Raw genomic sequence first — 17425 nt, forward strand, 5'->3', positions numbered from 1 at the left:
TCACTCCCCTTTGTTATCTATTTGGTTAAGGATGTAGGCAATTCTTTCATCTGCGTTTTTGAAGTCAGACGGATTGCCACCAAGATTAGAAATAATGGATTCATGCTCTGCTTTATTCATACCTTTCAATTCCGATTCAGTATAATTTATCGGATCACCCTTTTGATTATTAAGCTCTTGGGTTATTACAAAATATGGATTTTCATTTAAATACTCATAGAGCTTTTTCGATACTGTTTGACTGACACCTGCTCGAAAGGTTATTCCCATAACATTGTATGTTTTGCCTTTAATAAGCTTTGCAGTATACACGCCAGACCACCTACTCCTTCACTTTCACGATCTTGGCTACTGCGTCTTCTTCTTCAAAAACACTATCCAATTTTGCTGTCAAAACAATGATAAACATACGGCGACGGATGTCTTTATCTACTTCAATCCGAATGTTACGGGAGAACCCAAGAATAATATTCTTCGGATGAGTAAGGATGATATCAGAAACATCAGTGGCTGTATCTCCTTCTCCAATCGTATAAGGTTGTAAATTTGCAATACCTTTGATCGGAACACCAAAAGCAGAAGAAAGGCCACCTTGAACAGCTGCATCCCCTAAATTTGTTTGACGATCAGCTACGCGATCTTTCCATTCAACCTCAATACCAGGCGATGTATAGAAACGGAACTCCTGTGGAATTCGCAAATATTTTGGAGGTACAGCTTTGTATCCTCGCTTGAACGTTTGGCGTGTCAGTTCCTCACCTGCAGCATCAACAATGTGAGATGTAGCTTGTTTTCTGATGCCATCTAATTGTGCAAGATATGAGTCGGATGAAGATGTATCTCCATTTACAAGCAACTCTTCAATATCAACCGCAGCACGCTCAGCTATCATTTGCATAATTGTATTTTGAAGACCATCTTTTTCGATGTTGTTTTCAAGTGTGTCATAGGTAATGTTAACTTCAGCAATAACTTCTTTTGTGCTTAAGTTAACTGTGCTAGTTGATGGAACTGATTTTTGATCTTTAGTTAACGCAACTCCCTCTTGGGCTGCCCTTAAAATACGCTGACCAAAACCGATCTTCTCGATTTTCTGTGTGTCATGGTCCATTTGAATAACACGCGCATCTCTTAAAATAGTTGGCGTATCTTGAACCATTCGAATAAAAGTTGAAGCTTGAGTAGGATTCATAATCCCGCCGCTTTCTAAAGTAGAAAGCGTCATTTCTGCTTTATTTATAACCTCTTGATTTCTCATTCGTATCCTCCTTATACATTAAAACAACCCTGACCAGATTGATTTTTGAACTTGTTCAGAACCCGATGCTTCAGTTTGCTTAGATGTTCCCCGGCTTTTTTCGATAGCTTCAATACGATCAGCGAGCGGTTGAACAGCATCAGTAATAGCTTTTTTCAACTTCTCAGCTTCTTTTTCAGCCTCTTCTTCTGTTTTTTCTTTATCTTTCTTTTTAGGATCTTCTTCTTTTTCTAGATCTGCCAGCCGCTTCTCAATTGGCTCTAAAACGGCTTGAATTGATTTCTTTACTTCCTCCGAAGTCATTTCTTTTTCCTCCTCTTCTGTCTCAACCTGACTCAGCAAGTTACCGAGAGCAGTATGAGCATTTTTAATTTCTTGTAGGTTTGAAGCGGAAAACTTTCTGCCCGCCTTTTCAACTGGCTCATCATATGACTGCTGATGCTTTCCCATAAAAAAGCTTTTAAGCAAATTAAAAAGCCCTTTCTCGTCTGTTTTCTCTTGAGAAACTGGCTTTTCTTCTTGTTTTTCAATTGTCTCAGCAGTCCCTGCCATTGAATAACCTGTAATTTCACCTTTTTTGATTTGCTCCCATATTTCTTCTGAAGCCTTTGTGACAAGGACCCATGAGCCCTTTTTGATGGTTTCCCCATTCATTTCAAAGTCAGCAGGTGCAACATAGGATTCTACCACTGCCCCGACACCGCCCTGAAAGTCATGCTGCTTATCAATTTCACGGGCATCTTTCAAGAATCCATGAGCGGCCTTTTCAATTTCTGCAGCTGTCATGAAATCCCCATGTGCGTCCACTGTGTCCGGTTCATATACGATTCCATAAACGAGTTTTTGCTCGTCCGCTTCTTTGGTAAGAACCTTGACTTCTTTTTGAAATACCGGCTTTTCTTCTGACTTCATAAAAAAGAACTGCTTTTGATTAGCAGCCTTATCTACATAAGAAACATGCGTGATTTTTGCGTTTAGTAATTCTCGAGGCATTGCATTATTCACCTCCTTTCAAAAAGCATCTATTATTAAGAAGACTCTTTTGCTTCTAATCCTGCAATTTTATTTTCTAATATAGATATAATCCCCTTAAAATTCTCAAGATATTTGTTCAGTAAAAAGCCAGGAACTTCATTTGCAATAGATAAAGTAGGGAGCATGCTCTGGGCATTTAATATAGCTTGCCCTAAATCTTTTGAAATAAATTCCTTACTAATCAGGTTATTAATCATATGTTGTATATTAAGATCCTCATTAAGATTATCATTCGATTCATCTATATTCGCCATTTTGAATAATTTGTACACAGCAGAAAACAGTTCTTCTTCACATTTGTATATAGAAATATATCGATCTTTTCGTGTCATAAAATTAAACCATTTTTTCTCTCTTTGCTTTACTTTGTTATTAACCACAGGAATAGATACCTTTTTTTCTGTTACTGCGATATTAGAATCTACAACTTTCTCAATTTCATCTATTTTCCTATCCAATAGGAATTCAAATTCCCAATCTTTATACTTAATTTTAGCCAGTGTACTAATTAAGTTAGATAAAGGATTCTGTAGCTTTAAAATTGCTATAAAAACAACTACAGGCCATGCTAATGAAGATAAAAATTCGAACAAATTCATCTCTTTCCCTCATTTCTTAAAGTAATGAGGAAATTATACTATTTTATTCCATGTTTGCTAAGGCTTCTCTTCTAATCTTTTCTTTTTCCTCAGCAGACAAACCCAAAATCTTGCTATCTACTACAGGCGATAGAACACAATGGCAATTTATCCGCTCCCCAGCAGAAAGTTTAGGATCTCTCGGGAACATACAGGTCTCTCCACTACCTGGCATCTGAAATTCTTCATCCACTCCAATGACTGTGCCATCAAGATCGATATGATTCTCACGTGGGTTGTTCTTCTTCCCGCCGCTGTGCCGCCACTTCTTTTTCTTTACTGCCGGCGATTGTGAATATGATTCATGCTGTGCGGCTGAGGAAGCGGCAAGCACTTCAGTGATGGCCGTTGTCCGTGCACGTTCCCTATCAAACTGCGGTATTTCTTTGAGAGTCAACTCAATGTCTTGGATTGTAGAACCGTTCTCGATTGCATTAGTTAGTACGTTCTCGACCGCTTCATGAGTATTCAGCTTCATGATCTTAGTCAGTTTCTCAGACCAACCTTTAATCCAATTAATCGTACGGTTAGATAAGACTTTAAAAGGCACTTCTGGATCTATAGAGTCCATGATGACTTCGGCCAGCTCTTCAATGGTCTGCTGTAGAAATCCCTCGGTAAGTTCCTGAAATTTTTCCTCGAAATCATCCTCCGCAAATAGGTTCTGAGTAAAAAACACTAAAAGGGCTTCTAACGTCTCTTTTGATTCTTTGCTTACAAAACCTTTAAGACCATCTAAAAACTTCTTACGCTGGCGCCTGAGTAATCTAGCGATGCCTTTTTCATATTCCTCCACATACTTGGGTATATTAGATTTGCCAGGAAAGTCAGGTACCATCTCCCCCAATTGCTTATACTGATTTTCCTCGGCTTTTTGAATAAATGCGTTCAGACTGTCCAATAGCTTATCCGTTTTGTTCATCTCTTCAAATCCTCCAGAACATCCCGCATATCTTTTAATAACCCGATCATATCAGGAGTACCGTTCTTAGATTTAAACAGCGTAGCCAAAGGATCAGAAACGGACTCAGTGCTATTCTTACCAAGCGGCCGGTTGTATTCTTCTTCTGGCCATTCTTCAAGCGTCTTACCGAGCACCCGTCCAGCCAGATCACGTAGATCATTCGGAGAAACTGCACCAGCTGTTATAAACGGTGTTAGAACCTTAGCAATCTCAAGTGGATCTCTAAAGTCAGGTCCCTTTAGCTGAAGACGAACCTTATGAATCTCAAGATCATTTAGAAATAAAGCGTTCAGTTTACCAGTGATTAACTTTCGTTCAGGCTGAAAGACTTGTTCCTCAGTAATCTTTCTTGCTGTGTCAGCTGTCGCTCTGTTGTAATCTTGAGCTTCACCTGTATAAAGTGGAGGCAAACGAAAAGCCGATCTAATTTTATCTCGGCTCTTTTGGTCATATTCAAGAAACAAAGCATCTTCTTGAAGGATTTCAGCAAGTGACTTAATATCAACTTTCACTGGTGCAATCTCTTCATCGCCATGAATGTTTTTGCCCTTCGCTATGCCTTCCGCTTCAAGTAATAGAAACTTATGTGCGTTCTCCACCCCTTCAAGCCCATTCATGTAATCCTGCAATTGTGTATATGAGTCCTCTGACAACATTCCGTTTTCAATAGTAATGGCAGCGGGAATATGTCTACCTTGCTTGAAGTACATGAAGTTCAGCTCTTCAGCTTTACGAGCACCATACAAATTAACAATGTGGCCAATCCAGCGGGGCTTTCCATAAGTACCGCTTCCGATTTTGAGGTGAACTACCTCATTGGCTCGTTTTTCGAAAGGTGTTTGTTCATCGTATTGACCTGTCTCTAAATTTAAGACTCGCGGATCACCGTATTCCTTAAAGTAAACCATTCGCCCGTCAATCATCTGAACATACTTTCGAAATCGTTTCTCTCTTTTGATTGATTTCATTTGTCCTTGTTCGAAGTATGTAAAATCAACTTCGATTGGTTCAGACAGTTTGCAAACTCGAACATTTTGAACGTCCATGTATTCAATGCCAGCTGGCTTATTTTCACCGTTTCGGATAACCTCAATAAATCCATTACCGGTCTTTTCTCGGTCTTCAATAACAAAGCCGAGTAAAGTCTCAGCTGACTCATCAAAGTGAAGATATTTAACGAACTCTTCAAGCTTTGTCCATTCACTTTCAGCTTCATTTTTTTCTTTGTTTGTCACATTTGGCGAATTCACATCAAACGAGTACTCAAAATCAAACCCAAAGCCCACAATATTTGTCCTGTAGGCATCAACGCATTGCTGTAAGATCGTTGAATACTCAGCAATCATCTTTAATTCTTTTAGGTTATACGGAGGCGGCAAAATATTGCTGTCATAACTGTCCGCAAATTCATCTTCATAAATCTGTTTTGTTGATTCAGTAGGCGGAGAAGCTTTGATCACTCGTGCTTTAACAGATTGTTTTGACATGCTTTACCTCCTTCCTGGTCTTATTCTTTGCGGTCTTCCTTTTGATTCTTCTTTCAAATCGGTTACCTCATAGTCATCGAGAGCGTACCAGATAGCTGATAGTGTATGCGGGTCTATAGTAAACTCGTCTTCTATGATGTTCCCCAGCTTATCAGTAGCATAAGTGAGCGGCTTAAGCTCATAAATCGTGTTCTCGCAACGCTCAGAGCAAATGATCTTCTTGAACCGTTTGATCTTCTTTGTGTATTGGAGGCGTGAACCCTGATGCTTACGGGCACCCACCATTTTAAAACCATGCTGTTGAAAATATCGGATTGTCTTAGGCTCTGCAGAATCCGCTTTGATTAATTCTTTAGTCTCTGCAAATTCCTTGAGTTCTTCGGCTGTTTTATCATCCGTCAGCCCATTCTTGTAATACTCCCAGTAGATATAGAGATATTTCTTTTCATGATCCACAGCAACTCTAACAACGGCGTTATACGACTCAACAAAACCAAAGTCCATGCCAACTCGTTTAAGCGGGCGGTTAATATTAGAGATTGCAGTCATAACCTCTTCATGTGGCCGTTCTTCAAACTGCGGTAGTACCCGAATTCCATTCACGCCAAAATGACCTTTCCGCGCAATTCGGTAAAGGTCTGGATCGTATGTCTTCAATTCTTCAAGTTGCTGGACATAGCTTTCTGGCAGAAAAAGATTATCATCTGCCGTTGAGTGATGATAATAGGTGTCGTTGCTAACGATTATCCGCTTTTCATAAAGTTCCTTATCATCCAGTACAAAGCGCTTTTCTCTATCATCTTTAAAGAAATGTTTAAAGGTCCAATTGTCCTCTCCGACTGGATTTGTCGAAAGTATCATGTGAAGCGGCAATGTCGGGTGACGAAGACGTCCTAACAGCTCCTTGAATCCCTCATACTTCACTTCAGAACATTCCTCAATCCAAATGAGTGAAATATTATTGATTGATTTTAATTTGGCTGGCTTATCCATCCCTTTAAAGATAATTCGGCTGCCATTTGAAAAACGAATCTGCATCGGAGAAGATACACACCTAATAATATGATCTAATTTCAGATCACTTACAAGTTCATCAAAAAGAGAAAATGTGGAGTCCCTATGTGTGTCGTATACCTCTCTGATAACGAGTGCAGTACGCTTTTCTTTGAGCAATTTCAGAACAATCTTCAAAGCAACATGATAGCTTTTGGATGATCCATAACCACCAACGAGAAACTGAAACTTTTGATTCCAGTCAAAGAGAAATTCTTTAAAATGGGGATTTACTTGTTTAATCACTGTCATCACCTTTGTTCACAATGGTGATCTCAAAAGGTTTATCTTCTTCTATAAGTTCTTCAATCTCTAATTTTTTCTTGTTGATATTTAAGCGCATATGCTCCAATTTAAGGCGTCGTTCGTCTTCCGAATGGGCTAATTCATCAAACTGCTTTATAAGGTTCCTGAGCTCTGCCATTGCCCTAGATTGAGCATTCAAGAACGTTGCATGACGATCCCAAGAAAATTGGAATTCGTATTCTTCCTCTTCGACTTCGTTTGTCTCAGATAAAACCGATTTTTTCTTTTTCAGTTCCTTAATCATTTCCTGCTTATCAGAAACGAACATGATTTTTTGTGCTCTTATAATTGCAGCATATTGGATCTGTATCTGATCCCATATCATATCGACAGGGGATCGCTCCTGGATCTCTTCCATGATTGATAGTGTCTCTTCTGGCAGGAACTTTGAGAAGAATCCATGAGTCACAGCGTTTTGATTTCCCTTTGGTGCGCCGCCCTTATTCCCTAAAGCATTTTTGTTACCTGGCTGCCCACCTTTTTTTGTGTGCACACTTTTTGAAATGGGTGCACACTTCTTTCTTTTCCAACCATGCCGTTGTTTCCATGATTTAATGGTGTTCACTGACACCCCGTATTTCTCGGCAAGGTCCTTGTATTTCATGCCTTTGACGTAATCCCTATACGCCTTTATGTGCTTTTCAACCATCTACATTTACTGCCACCTCCTTCTGATTCGTGTTGTTTCGAAAAAAAAACTCCTCAAAATGAGGAGGAGTAAATTTATTACTAAAAAGGCAAAGAATCTTTTTTCCTGTATACACCTTTATATGCTAAATGCTTGTCCAAATAGAACTCTACAATGTATGAATTAGGATCTTCTAAGTTTGAAAGGTTAAATTCCTGTAATGGCGTTGCTGGATAATTGCTTTTTTCCCAAGTGTATCTCTTTTTTGTGGACTCTTCTAAAATCTGAAGGTATGCTTTAAATACAGAATGTCCCCTGCTCTGATTAAAAGTAAGAACGATTTTTTCGCTAGTTAAGTTGGCATCCTCCACATAAGTAAAACATCCATTAAAAAAAGCATTTCGTGTGTCCACAACAATTATACTCTTATAATACTCTTTTTCTTGAGCATCTAATAAGTTTATAAAAGTCTCTTTCTCAGCATTACTCCTACAAACTATCATTTTTAAGTATTTTAAGGAAGTTTTTTCAGGAACAATTAACTCAGCATGTCTGTTATAGATAATTTGAGATTTAAGACTTGAATCAAAGGAACCCTCATGATAAACATATGAAAAAGGCATCTCTTTAAATGATACATCATCATTATATAGAGCTGTATTCTTAGTAGCTAAATTCCCGTATGTAAATTGTGAATTTTCTAAGGTTAACATGGAATAACTGTCAAATAAAAAAAACACAGGGACTGGACAGTGGGCGTTTAATTCACTGTTAATCTGCTGGGCACTCCGTATTCCCTCATTCCAAAATTGTGTAGGTGTTTTCGGCCTGAAATAAAACCTCGCATAAGCCTTACATTTTTCTTCTGTGTGATTTATTACTTCTTGACTGGCATTATCTACCTGCATATATTCTAATTCATTGGCTGATTTCCGACTATATATATATCCGGTAGAAAGTATATTTTTTGCGTTAAGTATGTCTGTAAAATGATAGACGTATTTAGGTATCCATCTTTTTTGAGGAGGAAGTCCGGTCTCAATTTTGCCACTTATCAAATCATCAATAATTTCCCTGAATTTCTCCTTATTTTTCTGGCTCAATTACTATTTCCCCCTCTTTTTCCTGAAAAGAAGCATTCATTTTATATGGTAAGACTCTAATACCATTTTCAAAATCACTATCATTATTATATTTAACAGCTAACTGTACCGGTTCTATATAATCTAATTTATTCAAGAGATTAAAAACTAAACCGCTAAACCTTTGAAGGTCTTCAGGAAGATCTTTCTTTGTACAAAAACCAACTTTTCTAAGGTACCGCCATACTTCATTAAGCTGGTTAATTGTTAGATTTATTACGAATCCTTCTTGTCTAAATTGTATAACTAGAACTTTTTCTTCTATATTATCTTCAGTTAAAATCTCAATTTCATCAATTAATACTTCCCATTCTTCACCTTTTGAATTAATTGTGTTTTCAAATGGGATTTTAAGCTGTAGATCTTCCCATACCTCACTAAAACTTAGAAAATTAGGCATGGATCTTAACCACTTTTTTGTTGAATTTATCTCCTTATGCTCTGGTTTGGTATTATTTCCATTTAGATGTATAAAAACCTCTATTGGTAAAGGTCTAAGATACTTTTCCATCAAAGGTTTAACTTCCTTTTCCCAATCTAGTCCTCCATTACCGCATCCTAACAAAGGAAAGGAAATAGAATTTATCCCTTTCTCTTCATATGTTTCCACAAACTTTTTTAATCCCTCCTCAATATATTCAATTTTTGATGGGGATCTCCAATGTTTTTTTGTTGGAAAATTCAATATCCATTTATGATTCGATTTATATATCCATAATTTACCTATGTCTAAGTTTTTTGTTTCGCAAAAATATTGGTATTGCTCAAACATTTCTGGGTATATTTGTTTGAATCTTTTTGCTATACCCTTCCCCATTACTCCCACAGTATTAACTGTGTTAACTAAGACTTGAGCAGGACTTTCAAAAATATCTTGTTTTACATATGTAATCATATTCACAACACACCTTTAGTGTAATTAAACATTCCTTGTTTATTATAATCATTAACGCAAATAAAATGAACATACGTTTTAAATATTATTAGGCATTTAGTTTTCACAAGGAATTTTCAGTTTGTTTGAATATGTCTACCCAGCTTTTAATACAGTATAAACAAGTCACAATGTGACATTTAAGTTAATATGTATTCCTATTTATTTTTTGTTATTAATATAATCCTCCTTGCTAATTCCTAAAAGCTCCGCAGAATACTCATCTGCTGAATGTTCTAAATGATGCATTTGGTATTTAACGAATTCTTCTTCAGTAAACACCTTTTTATCGATGAGAATATCAATTAGAGCTTCTATTGTACATTGACGGTTTACCGATCCGCCTGCTAGTTGTTCAAGCAAATGTTGCTGATTAACATTTATTGATCTTGTCATGTTTTTCACCCCCCTACCTTTTTTATATCGGCAAGAGATCTCGGCAAAAAACCCTTCGCAAAATTTGTCGAACGATTGAACATAAAAAAGACACCTAATAAGGTGCCTAATGAAAAAATTATTGATTTATGCTATCTCCAATCATACTTTCCAATTCTTTTTCAATCTCTTCTTGAGTCATGCCTTCAACTGGTTTATATTCTCCGTTGGCATTATAATCAGCTGGATTATCTGAAACCCCATTCTCTGGTACATACTCTCCATCATCATTGTAATCATTTGGATCTGAAAAAGGTGCTTTTGGATCACTCTCTAATTCTTCTTCAGTATAAATTGAGCTATCAGATTCACCATTATCTGTATCTAATTCATCAGATGTATCATCCGTTAAATCATCTGTTGATGAATCGACAGAGTTTACCGATGTATCGTCAGTCGGATCTTCTGAAGAACATGCACCAATTACCGCCACAATGCCAACTAACATAAATAACAAACAAATCTTTTTCATTTGTCTCCTCCCCCACCTTATTATCGGTGAACAAAGAGAACAAAGGAACACTTTGCAGAATTTGTCGAATGATTTATTATCCTGTGTACTATATGGTTTAGGTGGCTCAATAAAATTACTGCCGCGCCGACCTACCTCCCATTTTACACCACAGATTTTTTCATATTCAACAAACGCTCAAAGTGGCAATCTTGGCATAATTGGCTGATCAACTCGTCTTTCATTTTCCGTACAGTTTCCCTTGAAATGCCAAGGTGAAGACCAATAGCACGGTAACTCATCCCCTCCATCATGCAATCATAAATGACTTTATGTTGCTCTCCTTTGAGCTTTTCTGCCCCTAACTCCACCGCATATACTCGTTCTTCATAATACTTAAGACGTTTGAAAAGACGTTCCTCTCTCATATCCATTTGCCGCAATTCAGCCTGACTCTTCCCGGGACTTCCTTTAGGCATAGCTGCTTCTAGTCCATATTGAGCAACACCCCAATTTTTCATTGGAATTACCGAACCATAGAGTACCTTCTGCAATCGATGAACCTCTTTCACCATCCAGTGATAGCTATTGATTAGATTTTCAATGTCTTTTCGATTCATGATAGTGTCCTCCCTTTTTAAGTAAATAAAAAACGGACACCAAACAAACAGCGTAAATGCTGTAAGTTCAGTGTCCGCAGGCTTTCCATCTTGGACTAGGAAACAATTTGGTAATCTCTTTTATACTCGGTAGAATCATTTTGGTTTAAGTCTTCTCGCATAGCAGACAACAACAATTTATATTCTTCCTCAGAATCCTTCCCTGGACTTTTAACTGCTTTAAAAAAATTATCTGCTGCATCACATACCTTATCTGATCCCCAAAGTGACAATTTATCATAAGTCTCTAAAGCTAGCGCTTTCACCTTTGATTTATCTGCATCTTCCACTCTATCTGTAATAAAGAATTGAAGTCCCTTGCACAAATCTTCGTATATCTCCCTTTTACGTTTAAGCATCTCTAAACGTTGTTGTGATACTATGCTTAATTCTGATTTAATAGCTTCTAATTTTTTTGCTCCAAAGTAATAAACACCAAAGCCCACTAATATTGTAGCAGAAGCATTTATTAATGCATTTATTAACCCTGCTTCTAAAGCTGAATTCATTAAAAAAGTCACTCCCATTTAATTGATATAAAAATTCATATAAACAACCATTCAAATCTATTGCAAAACTAATACTCAAACCTGCAATATTTTAATGCTGAAGGACAATAAATTTCTAATGGTTTATCTATAAGAGAATTATCGATATTTTTCCATAACACTCTATATTCTTTTTGATTTCTATATCTTATATCTTTAATCAGACCTGGGATAATATTAAAATTAGGATCTTTAGCATCGAATTTTTGTTCTCGATCAGTTAAATATGTACATTTAGCAGCAGTCAATAAAAATTTCTTTTTCCTTAACATGCATTTGTTTAGTTCGGTTAAAAATTGAGGGAAGTTTTCTATAATAAGGCATGATCCTCCAAACTCTTTTTTAACATAATCATCATACTCCTCACAAAGACAATAGACGTAACAGTTATCATCTACCTCTTTAGTAATAAAATTACCTCCTGTGAGTTGGATATTACTTACTCCTTCAAAATTAAAAAATTGACTCAAATGAGCACCAAGAGGTGTATTCAAATCATTTTCGGTAAATATATGTGAATTAAGAGTGACGTTCTTTGAAGCATGTCCCTCTAAATCATCTCCAATCACACTTCCATGTCGACTTTCAGGATAGTTATTTAAATGATTAACAAAAATCTTCTTTGTTGTTTCCAATTTTCTTAAAAAACATGGTTTCATAAATTTATATGCTTTTTGGGGTACAGTAATCGGCCTCATTCTAAAAACTCCCTTTTATTCATGATTATAATCGGAGTTCCATTTTATTTCAATTTTCACACTATCATTCCATTCCTTCAACTTATTTTACTCACTTTACTGATTATTTAAATCCTAAGCTTAATACCGAAATGTGGTATACAATCACAATCCATATCACAGAGTAACCGTTCACAAATAATTAACACTTATTTACAAGGGAAAACTTAACTAATGGTGAACTATTCTAATGCACACAAGAAAATTAAAGGAGTGTTTAGAATGAAATTAAGAAAATCTGTAGCATCCCTGCTTGCGGTCTCTGCTTTATCCTTCTCTATTGGTGGTATAGCATCTGCTCAAGAACCAGTTCAATCTAACCAACCCATGCATTTGAATTCATTATCAGAAGATGCCCCTTTTAAAACGATGGCTAGAAGCGTAACTATTAACGTAGGCAATTCTTATCCAATCGATGATAATGCTTCTTGGGCTGTCGTTGTTAAGGGATCTCAGTATGTCGAAGTATCTGGTCGTGAAATTGTAGGTTTGAAAGACTCAGGTAGTAATAAAGCAGAAGTTTGGATGTATAAATCAAACGGTGCTTTATTAGGCGCCCTTTATGTTACAGTTAGAAAATAGGATCTAAAAGCCTCTTTATAGAGGCTTTTATTTACATTCACTTATTAAAAAAACATATAGAGTTCTAATAATCCCAACTTCTAACCGGTTAATTGTTAGCTCCCAATCAGTTTTATGCTTATTTATGTTAATAGTTATGTTTCCTTAATTTATTATCTCACCTTAAACCCTATCTCATGATCAACCCGCGCAAAGCTCCCCTTCACAGTTTGGATCACAGTTTTACCGTGCTCCGGAGCATCTAAGACATGGGCCGTACCTTGATTCCCATCTAAGACAATGATTTGAACTTTCCCCGGGTCAATCTTCTGCTGAATAGTTAAGTCTTTTTTGATGTTTATTTCTCTTGGATTGTACACTCAAAGCGCCCCCTATGTTATGATAGAAGTACCAGTTCATATCAAGAACACTGAGGCTAAGCGCTTCGGTGTTTTTTATTTTTAGGCAGAAACCTCTTTTATCTTGATCTCCACCCTTGGCTCTTCGCTATAAAACTTGCTAACTTTCAGGTCCACTACTTGGCTATCATCTTTGTAAATAAGATGATTCAGGGCATCTTTTACACCCTTTACATAGTTATCAACATCAGGCTTTGTAGTAGGCCGCAGAAGACCCTTTTCAGCTTTTTCTTTCTTCTTTGATGAGTTTGAAACTGATTTTGGCATTGGTCTGTACACTTTGACATCCATTGAGACAGGACCAGTAATAATTGTTTCTGGTCGATGCTGAGACGCAACCAAAGCTACATACTGTTTGAAATACTTTGATTTCGCTGGATCACGCATATGAACCTTCCCATTTCGTATTGATCCACGCGGCCGTCCTTGTGTGACTGGCTCACCATAAACAGTGAACTTAATGCAATCCAACTGTTCTTACCTCCCGTCAAGCTGTTCCCATAGCTGAATTTCTTTTTCTATTCTCGGTGCGGAGAGTAAAATTGTCAGCAGAGACACAACTGCTTTAAGCACTCAGCATTCGCTCCATTTGCTTTATTTTTTCCTCAAGTAAACGGATAGTTGGCGTAAGATCTTTACCTTCTGTAGGACTTAGAGGTCCAAATATATAAAGTCCATCAGCTGCTTTTATATTCGTTTTCTTTTTCATTCCCAATCACCTAACCTATGATTTAATTGCATTCGATCGCCTTTAATAATCACTATGTAATCACGGCACATCTGGTGAATTCGTGAACCAAGAGCCTCGTCAATGTTCAAAATTTCATCGATTGTTAACTCCGAAGAAATCAGCAAAGGCTTGTGATTTAAATATCGGTAGTTTAAGACTGACTGAATTTGTTCAACCTGCCAGTCAGTTGCCCTTGGTTGACCGTTTATTGGTTTAAATAAGTCATCAATGAATAGAACTTCGATCTTTCTCATGGCATCGAGTTTCGCTTCTAAGTTATCAAAGTTAGCTTTCAAATCACCCATGCCCTCTACGTAAGGGAAATACATACAGTGTACTGATTTTTTCTTGATCAGATTATTCATAATCGCCGTGAGCAAATGAGTTTTGCCACTGCCTGGCTGTCCAAGTAATGCGATACTGTTTTGCCTTTCTCCTTTGATCTTTTGAAAATCTTTATAGTATTCCACTGCACACTCATAAGCGTCCTTGATCATGTCAGGTTTACCATCCGTGATGAAGTTACCAAAGAGAAGCTTTTCAAACTCTTCTGTAATGCCACTAGCTGCCATGAGTCTGGCTATTTTCTTTCGTCTCACACACTCGCACTGCTTTGAATAAGTATCTTTCCATTCACTAGCTTTGTCCGGCGTGCAAACCTTTCCCAAAAGAAAATCATCCTCCGATACCATATCATCTGGAACCATAAGATCTAACTGTTCATCCAAATGCCAAGGAGTATCTTTATGGACCCGATAAACGACAATTCCACGATCCTTACAATAAGGACAATCAAATTCAGCCTTTTCTTCGGATGCGGCCTGTTTTGTTACCAAAAAGTGGGCTGACTTTTCCCGAAGCTCCTGCATGATCGTTTGAAATGCGGTGTCTATACTGACTGCTTTGTTTATAGCCATATTGTTTCTCCTTTCTCTTTTGAGTGAATGGATTTGATAAGATGGCTTGAACGTATGACAAACTTGCAGCTTTCCCCTTTAATTGAAACGCTGTCTTGATAGCCTCCATCACTTTTTCTTCACCATAATCGTCGACCATGTATCCAATTCGCTGTGCCTCAATCGGGCCGACTGACCGAGCAACTTTGTTTTCATATAGCTCAAAGGCATTTTTCATTTTGTCATCGACCTCCTGATGTTCAATCTCAGCTGGTTCCAAAGCTTTTTTCTTCATGTAATTTCCTAGCTGTATGTAGTCTGCATAATGAAGTATAGTGACGATGAATCCTCTTTTTTGCGGAAGACGGTGCAATTTGATATATCCCTGTTTCTCCATTCGGTCTAGTGAGTATTTGATCTGTGCAGCTGACCAGTTAAAATCTTTTGCAAGTTCCACAACTTTGATAATGGTCTGCCCAAGTTCTAGCTCTTGATTTGGCCTGTATTCAGCTCTTTTGAACAAGTGGTCATAAATTTTTTCATCCCTAAACTCTTTGAATGGTAGTCGGGGTATGACCACATACCCCATTGCTTTTATGTCCAAGTCACTCACCTACTTCCTTTCACAGAGTTCAGTTATGTCACAGATTCGACCTCAATCAAACGGAAGTTCATCGTCTTTTATATCTACAGGCTTACCGTCAAAAGGATCGGATTCTTGCGCGCTTAATTTTTCTGTTTCTTCTTTGTTTGAAGGCTCGGAATTGATAATTTCTGAACTGTCTGCCTCATTGGTAATGTCAATCCGTTCCCTTGTTTCATCTTCCTCAATAACTGCTTTTTGCATTTCAACAGAGAGAATCCCCCACTTGCTCAAAACTGCTTTTAATACAGTCTTAAGTGCCATCGCATCCCAGTCATTTTTCCATCCAAAATCAGACTTACTGAATTTCGTTTTGTGTTTCTCCACTTGTGCCTTTGTCCAGTACACTGTTTTTCGGAAGCCATTTATCAACTCAAAATAAGCTGCATAACCAATTACCGCGTCTGATTCTCGTTTTTCAAAATCAATCTCGATCTCCTCAGTCAACGGATTCCACTTCTGCAATTCGCCTTCGTGAATCGGTATGCAATTGATGGATTTATATTGGCCTGTTCGTAAGGCTAGCTGTATATATCCTTTGTATCCTAGCTGGAATTGAGCCTTTCCTCCGTAAGGTACAATCCAGGCATACCCTAAGTTTTTATCTATAGGCAGGTCGAGTGTAGCTGCCACCATTGCAGATGAAATAACGCTCATAGGATCTGTTTTCTGTAGCATCTGCTCGCTGTTATAAAGGCTTAAGATAGAAGCAGTAAACTGTGTAGCCCTCTTCCCTAACACTTCCTCAAATCGTTTAATAACAGATGGTGAGGAAAGTAGCCCTTTCATGGTTGCTCCTTGTTGTTGCACAGGTGCGTTTTTTTGTTTCTTTTGGATGTTGTTTTTAATTGATTGATTAGTAGCCATAATCAGCTAACCTCCTTGATTCCAAAACGTCTGAAATGAGTTTCCTTTTTGACCTTTTCGTAAATATCCGGAAACTGCTCTTTGAGCTTTTTCGTGTCAACTCGATTTGAGACAACTGGCTTCCAACAAGCTTGATAGTTTCCAATAAACCCATACTCTGCATCCTTCATTTCATGTTTGATCTGATTTTCTAATTCTTTTGCCTGGCTTTGAAGCTCTGTGATCTGTTCTTTTAGGCACAAATATTGTTGAATACGTTCTCGATTAGCCCCTGTTAAATCAATAGCTTTGTTATTTTCCGATTCGGCATATCGTTTTTTGAGATATTCCTCCGCCGCACTTGAACCATCTAAAGTAGGAGCTTGTCCGCCTAAGACCTTGTCATTCCAGAACTCAATCTCTGCTTCAAAGATCATGTCAATTAACTCGTCGTCTCTCTCAATCTCTTTCCAGACAAATTTGTTTCCGCCGATCAGCACAGCAAAGTAGGCTTTCTGATATTCAGGTCCAAGCACACCCAGATAATGCTGGACCTGCACGATATAGCTCTCGGGGATTTCTTCGTCTTCCCATTCTTTTAAGTTGTAGGCAGAGGTTGTTTTACATTCAAGGATCGCTTTTTCACCAACGATCATTCGGTCTACATTAGCCAAAATGAAATCATGTTCTGGATGTCTAAGTATTGCTTTTTTACGTCTAACCTTCTTGCCACTACGAATCTCAAATTCTTTTGCAACAATGTCTTCTAGCAATGATCCAAAGTAAGCAGCTTCACTTTGCGATTCACTTATAGGGACCTGTCCTGTTTTGTCTAACCATAACTCAAAAGGTGTCTTCCACTTGTTTAACCCCAAGATAATGGATGCATCTGAGCCGCCAATTCCTTTTCTTCTTTCAATAAGCCATTCATCACGGCTCATTTCAGAAGTCTTAGCAAGAACCTCAGCTCTTCTTGTCATAACCCTAACCCCCATTGTTTTTATTGAGGCTATCTGATAAAATATTTGCACATGAGTTTTTATTGATAGCCTTTA

The 17425-nt window shown here is 37.6% G+C and carries 23 protein-coding genes; 1 reads left to right on the plus strand and 22 read right to left on the minus strand.

The features are described from left to right. The 15 genes from M0696_RS12995 to M0696_RS13065 all read right to left on the minus strand — a co-directional run bounded on the left by M0696_RS12995 (position 1) and on the right by M0696_RS13065 (position 12236). On the minus strand, positions 1-312 hold the full coding sequence (locus tag M0696_RS12995; RefSeq protein ID WP_248602025.1) for a YqbF domain-containing protein: 312 nt from the start codon (positions 310-312) through the stop codon (positions 1-3). 10 nt (positions 313-322) lie between these two features. Then, positions 323-1258, minus strand: a complete 936-nt coding sequence (locus tag M0696_RS13000; RefSeq protein ID WP_172640427.1) for a phage major capsid protein — start codon at positions 1256-1258, stop codon at positions 323-325. Positions 1259-1276: 18 nt separating this feature from the next. Beyond that, on the minus strand, positions 1277-2251 hold the full coding sequence (locus M0696_RS13005; RefSeq protein ID WP_248602026.1) for an XkdF-like putative serine protease domain-containing protein: 975 nt from the start codon (positions 2249-2251) through the stop codon (positions 1277-1279). A gap of 35 nt (positions 2252-2286) precedes the next feature. Continuing rightward, positions 2287-2892 (minus strand): hypothetical protein, encoded by a 606-nt coding sequence (locus M0696_RS13010; RefSeq protein ID WP_248602027.1) that lies wholly within the window; start codon positions 2890-2892, stop codon positions 2287-2289. A gap of 43 nt (positions 2893-2935) precedes the next feature. Further along, positions 2936-3853, minus strand: a complete 918-nt coding sequence (locus M0696_RS13015; RefSeq protein WP_248602028.1) for a phage minor head protein — start codon at positions 3851-3853, stop codon at positions 2936-2938. Beyond that, entirely contained in the window at positions 3850-5382 is a 1533-nt protein-coding gene (locus tag M0696_RS13020; protein WP_248602029.1) for a phage portal protein, read from the minus strand. The genes M0696_RS13015 and M0696_RS13020 overlap by 4 nt, the downstream gene beginning before the upstream one ends. A gap of 3 nt (positions 5383-5385) precedes the next feature. Then, on the minus strand, positions 5386-6681 hold the full coding sequence (locus M0696_RS13025; RefSeq protein WP_248602030.1) for a PBSX family phage terminase large subunit: 1296 nt from the start codon (positions 6679-6681) through the stop codon (positions 5386-5388). Continuing rightward, positions 6674-7390 carry a phage terminase small subunit gene (gene terS, locus M0696_RS13030; RefSeq protein ID WP_248602031.1) on the minus strand — a complete coding sequence of 239 codons (717 nt, stop codon included), beginning with the start codon at positions 7388-7390 and terminating at the stop codon, positions 6674-6676. Before terS ends, M0696_RS13025 begins: the two co-directional genes overlap by 8 nt. 80 nt (positions 7391-7470) lie before the next feature. Then, on the minus strand, positions 7471-8472 hold the full coding sequence (locus M0696_RS13035) for a DarT ssDNA thymidine ADP-ribosyltransferase family protein (protein WP_248602032.1): 1002 nt from the start codon (positions 8470-8472) through the stop codon (positions 7471-7473). Further along, positions 8456-9406: a macro domain-containing protein gene (locus tag M0696_RS13040; protein ID WP_248602033.1), complete on the minus strand. Its 951-nt coding sequence runs from the start codon at positions 9404-9406 to the stop codon at positions 8456-8458. The genes M0696_RS13035 and M0696_RS13040 overlap by 17 nt, the downstream gene beginning before the upstream one ends. A gap of 201 nt (positions 9407-9607) precedes the next feature. After that, on the minus strand, positions 9608-9841 hold the full coding sequence (locus tag M0696_RS13045; protein ID WP_248602034.1) for a hypothetical protein: 234 nt from the start codon (positions 9839-9841) through the stop codon (positions 9608-9610). A 118-nt stretch (positions 9842-9959) separates the two neighbouring features. After that, complete coding sequence (locus M0696_RS13050) at positions 9960-10352, minus strand: hypothetical protein (RefSeq protein ID WP_248602035.1); 393 nt, start codon at positions 10350-10352, stop codon at positions 9960-9962. A 143-nt stretch (positions 10353-10495) separates the two neighbouring features. Beyond that, positions 10496-10951 (minus strand): sigma factor-like helix-turn-helix DNA-binding protein, encoded by a 456-nt coding sequence (locus M0696_RS13055; RefSeq protein ID WP_248602036.1) that lies wholly within the window; start codon positions 10949-10951, stop codon positions 10496-10498. Between the two features lie 95 nt (positions 10952-11046). Beyond that, the gene (locus tag M0696_RS13060) at positions 11047-11499 is read right to left on the minus strand and encodes a hypothetical protein (protein WP_248602037.1); all 453 of its coding nucleotides are present in this window, start codon (positions 11497-11499) and stop codon (positions 11047-11049) included. A 68-nt stretch (positions 11500-11567) separates the two neighbouring features. Continuing rightward, complete coding sequence (locus M0696_RS13065; RefSeq protein ID WP_248602038.1) at positions 11568-12236, minus strand: hypothetical protein; 669 nt, start codon at positions 12234-12236, stop codon at positions 11568-11570. A gap of 261 nt (positions 12237-12497) precedes the next feature. On the opposite strand from M0696_RS13065, the gene M0696_RS13070 reads away from it, so the two are divergent. After that, a complete protein-coding gene (locus M0696_RS13070; protein ID WP_248602039.1) occupies positions 12498-12857 on the plus strand; it encodes a BLB8/JUQZ-1 family protein in 360 nt (119 codons plus the stop codon). A 152-nt stretch (positions 12858-13009) separates the two neighbouring features. Here the strand turns inward: M0696_RS13070 and M0696_RS13075 are convergent, their stop codons facing one another. The 7 genes from M0696_RS13075 to M0696_RS13105 all read right to left on the minus strand — a co-directional run bounded on the left by M0696_RS13075 (position 13010) and on the right by M0696_RS13105 (position 17350). Next, positions 13010-13216, minus strand: coding sequence for an XtrA/YqaO family protein (locus M0696_RS13075; protein WP_248602040.1), 207 nt, complete (start codon positions 13214-13216; stop codon positions 13010-13012). An 81-nt stretch (positions 13217-13297) separates the two neighbouring features. Beyond that, positions 13298-13726 (minus strand): RusA family crossover junction endodeoxyribonuclease, encoded by a 429-nt coding sequence (locus M0696_RS13080; RefSeq protein WP_248602041.1) that lies wholly within the window; start codon positions 13724-13726, stop codon positions 13298-13300. A gap of 94 nt (positions 13727-13820) precedes the next feature. Further along, the gene (locus M0696_RS13085; protein WP_072175918.1) at positions 13821-13970 is read right to left on the minus strand and encodes a hypothetical protein; all 150 of its coding nucleotides are present in this window, start codon (positions 13968-13970) and stop codon (positions 13821-13823) included. Next, positions 13961-14902, minus strand: a complete 942-nt coding sequence (locus M0696_RS13090; protein WP_248602042.1) for an ATP-binding protein — start codon at positions 14900-14902, stop codon at positions 13961-13963. Before M0696_RS13090 ends, M0696_RS13085 begins: the two co-directional genes overlap by 10 nt. Beyond that, complete coding sequence (locus tag M0696_RS13095; RefSeq protein WP_248602774.1) at positions 14784-15461, minus strand: DnaD domain protein; 678 nt, start codon at positions 15459-15461, stop codon at positions 14784-14786. The genes M0696_RS13090 and M0696_RS13095 overlap by 119 nt, the downstream gene beginning before the upstream one ends. Positions 15462-15536: 75 nt before the next feature. Continuing rightward, entirely contained in the window at positions 15537-16391 is an 855-nt protein-coding gene (locus tag M0696_RS13100) for a recombinase RecT (protein WP_235701226.1), read from the minus strand. Positions 16392-16393: 2 nt separating this feature from the next. Next, the gene (locus M0696_RS13105; protein WP_428830219.1) at positions 16394-17350 is read right to left on the minus strand and encodes a YqaJ viral recombinase family nuclease; all 957 of its coding nucleotides are present in this window, start codon (positions 17348-17350) and stop codon (positions 16394-16396) included. Positions 17351-17425 lie beyond the last annotated feature (75 nt).

Source organism: Bacillus rugosus (assembly GCF_023238245.1).
In the GTDB taxonomy this organism is placed as follows: domain Bacteria; phylum Bacillota; class Bacilli; order Bacillales; family Bacillaceae; genus Bacillus; species Bacillus rugosus.

Coding starts and splice junctions, on each gene's coding strand:
- M0696_RS13000 (WP_172640427.1), bottom strand. CDS start 1,258: ATGAGAAATCAAGAGGTTATAAATAAAGCAGAAATGACGCTTTCTACT.
- M0696_RS13005 (WP_248602026.1), bottom strand. CDS start 2,251: ATGCCTCGAGAATTACTAAACGCAAAAATCACGCATGTTTCTTATGTA.
- M0696_RS13010 (WP_248602027.1), bottom strand. CDS start 2,892: ATGAATTTGTTCGAATTTTTATCTTCATTAGCATGGCCTGTAGTTGTT.
- M0696_RS13015 (WP_248602028.1), bottom strand. CDS start 3,853: ATGAACAAAACGGATAAGCTATTGGACAGTCTGAACGCATTTATTCAA.
- M0696_RS13020 (WP_248602029.1), bottom strand. CDS start 5,382: ATGTCAAAACAATCTGTTAAAGCACGAGTGATCAAAGCTTCTCCGCCT.
- terS (WP_248602031.1), bottom strand. CDS start 7,390: ATGGTTGAAAAGCACATAAAGGCGTATAGGGATTACGTCAAAGGCATG.
- M0696_RS13040 (WP_248602033.1), bottom strand. CDS start 9,406: ATGATTACATATGTAAAACAAGATATTTTTGAAAGTCCTGCTCAAGTC.
- M0696_RS13045 (WP_248602034.1), bottom strand. CDS start 9,841: ATGACAAGATCAATAAATGTTAATCAGCAACATTTGCTTGAACAACTA.
- M0696_RS13050 (WP_248602035.1), bottom strand. CDS start 10,352: ATGAAAAAGATTTGTTTGTTATTTATGTTAGTTGGCATTGTGGCGGTA.
- M0696_RS13055 (WP_248602036.1), bottom strand. CDS start 10,951: ATGAATCGAAAAGACATTGAAAATCTAATCAATAGCTATCACTGGATG.
- M0696_RS13060 (WP_248602037.1), bottom strand. CDS start 11,499: ATGAATTCAGCTTTAGAAGCAGGGTTAATAAATGCATTAATAAATGCT.
- M0696_RS13065 (WP_248602038.1), bottom strand. CDS start 12,236: ATGAGGCCGATTACTGTACCCCAAAAAGCATATAAATTTATGAAACCA.
- M0696_RS13070 (WP_248602039.1), top strand. CDS start 12,498: ATGAAATTAAGAAAATCTGTAGCATCCCTGCTTGCGGTCTCTGCTTTA.
- M0696_RS13090 (WP_248602042.1), bottom strand. CDS start 14,902: ATGGCTATAAACAAAGCAGTCAGTATAGACACCGCATTTCAAACGATC.
- M0696_RS13100 (WP_235701226.1), bottom strand. CDS start 16,391: ATGGCTACTAATCAATCAATTAAAAACAACATCCAAAAGAAACAAAAA.
- M0696_RS13105 (WP_428830219.1), bottom strand. CDS start 17,350: ATGACAAGAAGAGCTGAGGTTCTTGCTAAGACTTCTGAAATGAGCCGT.